The sequence below is a fragment of the Alcanivorax sp. HI0044 genome (genome assembly GCF_001634945.1).
In genome coordinates this window covers 1-855 of the sequence record NZ_LWEZ01000262.1, presented here as the reverse complement: position 1 = coordinate 855, position 855 = coordinate 1, and the positions used below count along the sequence as shown (strand labels likewise).

Here is an 855-nt window from a genome sequence, read left to right as displayed (position 1 = left end):
GCTAAAACGCACATGAAAGGGGATTACAAAATTTCCTATTCCAACGCCGCGCGCTCCACCATTAATGGTATTGGTGGCTCGGCAACCGGTGCCATTGCCTTGGCTGTATTGGGTATTCCCTCCTACGTTCCTGAAGAGGAAGTGGGCAAGGTAAGCATGGATTTAACCATGCCAGCTACTTTTCAGACAGGTATCAAATTCAAGCCCACCGAACGACTGCAACTTAATGTCGATGCGGTTTGGGCGGACTACAAAGAGTGGGACGCATTCAATATCGTCTTCGACCGTAGTTCTGCGGTGCTGAGTCTGGCACGACTGTTTTCGCCTGGCTCCACGTCTACACAGTTAAGTTACCCACTGAATTTCCAGTCCACGTGGAACCTGGCGTTTGGTGCAGCATATGATTTGACCGGTCGAATTCAGTTAAGGGCAGGTTATGAGCCCCGAGCGTCAGCAATTCCTGAAGATAGAAGAAGCCCCATGGTGCCGATTAATGAAGCACGTTATTACAGCTTGGGCCTGGGTTATAAATGGGATAAAGATACAGATATCGATCTTGGTATCGGCCAGCTGCGCAGCAAAGATGAAATCCCTGCTAACACGAGTTGTGCTGCCAACTGCACAGGGATCGACAATGTTGTGTACAACCCGTATGCAGGTTTGGACATCAAGACTGAAGCGACGGTGACTATCGTCGGCTTGGCGTTCCGAACCAAATTCTAGTTTGTAGGCAAGAAATGTTCGTTTGCAAAAAATCTGCTGTAAGAAATGTTTATAGCGGAGGTTTGCAGGCGATGAGCCTGATAACCACCGGCAACTCTATGCAACGATTAGCCCTGTTATCTCTGCTGCTTT

Annotated in this window: 1 protein-coding gene; it reads left to right on the top strand. The window is 48.7% G+C overall.

Annotation, left to right across the window (positions count from 1 at the left end):
- A partial coding sequence (locus tag A3730_RS03270; protein WP_197477255.1) for an OmpP1/FadL family transporter occupies positions 1-723 on the top strand: 723 nt, incomplete at its 5' end.
- Between the last annotated feature and the right edge of the window lie 132 nt (positions 724-855).